A 4,041-nucleotide genomic window follows, 5' to 3' on the forward strand; every position below is an offset into this window, starting at 1 on the left:
GCAAAACACTTATTGCTCTTGGTATCGGTGTTGCTTTAGGTCAGACAGCTAATGCTGCAGGAGATGTGCTTACCGTATGGGAAGACAACAATAAGGCTATTGGTATTGAACAGGCAGCTAGAGACTTTGCAAAAGAGAACAGAGTAAAGGTTGTTATTGAACAGAAAGATAGTATATCCCATTTAAATGAGGTTGAAAAACTTGTTGAAAACGGTGGCGATGTACCTGATGTTTTCATCTTGATTTCAGATAGAACAGGTGAGGCTGTAGAAAAAAACGTAATTTCTGATTTGCCGTTTATGAAAGCTGATGCATCTAAATATGCAAAGCTTGCAACGGATGTATTCCATATACATGGAAAATATTATGCAGCTCCACGTTCAATTGAAACACTTGTCGTTTACTACAACAAAGATCTGCTTGATGTTCCTTATGAGACTATAGACGGATACGAGAAAGCCGGTGACAGACTGGCAACTCAGGGCAAATATGGTCTAGTTGGTAAACTTGATGAACTTTATATTGCTTACGGCATGATGTCAGCCTATGGTGGTTATGTTTTCGGTAAAAACGGAGAGGAATACAATAAATTTGATGTAGGTTTTGCATCAGGCAATGCAGATGATGGTCTTACCAATCTTGCTGAATATGTAAGACGCTATATTCCAAAACAGCTTCAGACTCCTGATGGCTGGGGCCTTGTTGACAAGATGTTTATTGACGGTCAGGCTGCAGCTGTAATCAATGGTCCATGGGCTCTTGATGCATATGCAAAATCTGGTATCAATTATGGTATCGCTCCTTTGCCAAAATTAAAGAACGGTGAATACTTCAGACCATTTTATGGTGTAAAGGGCTATGCTGTTGCAAAGAATTCACAGAACAAAGATCTTGCAGCTAAATTCATCGAATTTGCAAACCAGCCAAAATATGCACTTATCCGTTATTCTGCAATTGCTGAGTTGCCTCCAATCAATGATGTTATTGCAAATCCTTTAATTACAAATGACGATTTCTCAAATGCTATTGCAAGCCAGATGTTAAATGCAGATCCTATGCCATATATTGCTGAAACATCACAGATCTGGGGCCCTATGGCTGATGCTATCAAGAGTGTGATTGCAAACAAGCAGAATGCAAAACAAGCTTTGAATGATGCTGTAGTTAAGATTAACAAAGCAATCTCTAATACAGACAATAATCAGGAAGATGCACTGCCAAATGATTCTGAATAAAATTTTGTAAAAAAGAAAAAGGCAGATCATATGATCTGCCTTTTATTTGGTAGTATTTGTTACTTTTTCAGATCAAAAATTACCTTTGCCACATCCTCATAGGTATCTGCAAAATAGTAATTTACGCCTTCTGTTACCTCAACAGGCAGTTCTTTTACATCATCTTCATTTGCTTTTGGACAGATGATATTGAAAATACCCATACGTCTTGCTGCAATGGTCTTTTCCTTTATACCTCCAATAGCAAGTACCTGTCCTGTAAGTGACAGTTCTCCTGTCATTGCATACCCTTTTTTAGGTGCTTTGTTCATAGCAAGTGACAGAAGTGATGATGCTATAGTTACACCGGCTGATGGACCATCTTTTGGTGTTGCACCCTCAGGTACATGAATATGTATTGTTGATTTCTTGAAGAAATCTTTTTTGTCTTTTGCAAATTTTTCAATATGAGATTGAATATAGCTATATGCAATATGAGCTGATTCTTTCATCACATCGCCAAGAGATCCTGTAAGCTCTAAAGCTTTCTGATCAGTATTTACTCTTGATGACTCAATAGGTAGTGTTGCACCGCCTACAGAAGTCCATGCAAGACCAGTGATTACACCTACACCTTCAAGATGCTTTTCTCTCTTGAACGGAGCAGTTCCAAGATAATCAAACAGATCATTTGTTTTGACTGTAACACTCTTGCTTCCCTCCAGGATCTTTACAGCGCCTTTTCTGATGATTTTTTCAATAGCTCTTTGAGTTGATCTCATTCCGCTTTCACGGGCATATTCTTCTATGATCTTCTTTAAAACAGCATCAGACATCTTTATCTGAGACTTTGTCAGATGTGCTTTTTCAAGAGCCTTAGGCATCAGATGCTTTTTGGCAATTGCAAGTTTCTCAGAGCCAATATAGCCTGACAGTCTTATTTTATCCATTCTGTCTAAAAGTGCAGATGGAATAGTATCTTCTGTATTTGCTGTACAGATAAACAGACACTTTGACAGATCCAGTCTTTCATCAAGGTAGTTATCCATGAATGTGCTGTTCTGCTCAGGATCAAGTGTTTCAAGTAATGATGAAGCAGGATCGCCATGATATGAATGAGTAAGTTTGTCTATTTCATCCAGCATGATCACAGGATTCATTACTTTTGTTTCTCTTAAAGCCTGTACAAATTTACCTGGCATTGCTCCAATATAGGTTTTTCTGTGTCCTTTGATAACACTGTCATCACCAACACCACCTAAAGACAGACGGTAGAATGGTCTGTTAAGAGCTTTTGCAATGGATTTTCCAATAGAAGTTTTACCAACACCAGGAGGGCCTACAAATAGCAGAATTGAGCCGTTTGTGGTGCCCTTTAATGCACCTATTGCAAGAAACTCAATAATTCTGTCTTTAACATCCTTCAAGCCTTCATGATCTTCATCCAGAACTTCTCTTGCATGTTCAAGATTAAGATTCTCCTTTGCATACTGTCCCCATGGAATGGTACACAGTGTTTCAAGATAGTTTCTGGCAATACCATATTCTGGTGAGTTTGTATCAATGGTATTGAATTTCTTGATTTCATTGTCAAAACGCCTTTTGATTTCAGCCGGTGGATTGAGTTTCTTCATACGGGAGATAAATTCATCACCCTCAGAGAAAGCATCACCTCTTGTGCCAAGCTCTTTTTGAATTTCTTTTATCTGTTCTTTTAAAACAAATTCTTTTTGACGTTTTGTAAGTCTTTCATTTACAGAACTTCTGATAGCATCTTGAAGTTTTGCTGCCTTAAGTTCTTTTTTCAGAATAGACTGAGATTTTTCAAGTTTTGTCAGAACATCGTATGTTTCAAGAATATCCTGAAGGATACTCTGAGTTGTAGATGTAATTGATGCTGCACAGTCGGCAAGCATTGAAGGATCATTTTGATCGAATCTTAAAAGATACTGCCTCATTTCTTCTGAGTACATTGGATTTAATGGCAGTATCTCCTGAAGCAGAGCTACAAGATTCATTGCATATGCCTTTAGCTTGAGTTCATCCTCTGAACCCTGTTCTGGCATAATATTTTCAGGATATCTTATCTTTGCTTTTAGCTCACTGCCAAATTTAACCCATTTTTCGATTTCAACTCTGCAAATACCTTCGCAAACAAAGTGAACCTCACCTGGAATGCTCTTTGCGTGCAGTAATCTTACAAGAGTACCTGTTTTTGGAAATTGATTTTTGCTGATAGTGCCTTTGCTTTCATATTTTTCATCAATAGAAAAAAGAGCAAAGCACTTTGACTGTGTGTCAGCAATTTCTGTTATAAGTTTCTCAAAATTACCCTTTAGCTGAATTGGAGCAATCTGAGATGGCATTACCGGTCTTGAGAATGTCGGAATAACATTGATTAGTGCAGGTGAAGGTGCAGCAATTTCCATGACGTCATCGCCGTTTTCTTCAGCAGCATCATTTTCTTTTAGGCTTTTTTTCAAATCAGAAAGACGGTTTTTTACACCTTCAAGCTGTTCATCAGATAATGATGATAAAAGCTTGTTTATCTTTTCTACCTGCTCTTTTGATAAAACATCGGATTTTTTTTCTTCTTTATTTTCTGCCATGATAACTGTAGCCTGTATATTCTTGTTTGTCTTGATCTTATATGAGGTCTATGCCTTTATATTTCAAGACGATTATTAAAAAATAAATAAAAAAGATATCTATATTTTTCTAACTTCTTGATCTTTTAGCCTTTAATAAAATTTTCACATATCCAGATCAAAGAATAGACATGCAGGAGCATATAGATATTTTATGAATGATATAATTTTTAAAAAGT

At 37.0% G+C, this 4,041-nt stretch carries 2 protein-coding genes; one reads left to right on the plus strand and one right to left on the minus strand.

The genetic code is table 11. The features are described 5' to 3' along the window. The coding region (locus tag ACJML3_RS03725; RefSeq protein WP_406020739.1) for an extracellular solute-binding protein at window positions 1-1,235 on the plus strand (1,235 nt) is incomplete at its 5' end. A gap of 59 nt (window positions 1,236-1,294) precedes the next feature. Here the strand turns inward: ACJML3_RS03725 and lon are convergent. After that, window positions 1,295-3,823 (minus strand): endopeptidase La, encoded by a 2,529-nt coding sequence (gene lon / locus ACJML3_RS03730; protein ID WP_406020741.1) that lies wholly within the window; start codon window positions 3,821-3,823, stop codon window positions 1,295-1,297. Window positions 3,824-4,041 lie beyond the last annotated feature (218 nt).

Origin of the sequence: Succinivibrio sp., assembly GCF_045124615.1 — a bacterium.
Classification (GTDB): Bacteria; Pseudomonadota; Gammaproteobacteria; order Enterobacterales; family Succinivibrionaceae; genus Succinivibrio; species Succinivibrio faecicola.

Bases quoted from the DNA above. Each gene is read 5' to 3' on its own strand.
- lon (WP_406020741.1), bottom strand. From the start codon at position 3,823: ATGGCAGAAAATAAAGAAGAAAAAAAATCCGATGTTTTATCAAAAGAG.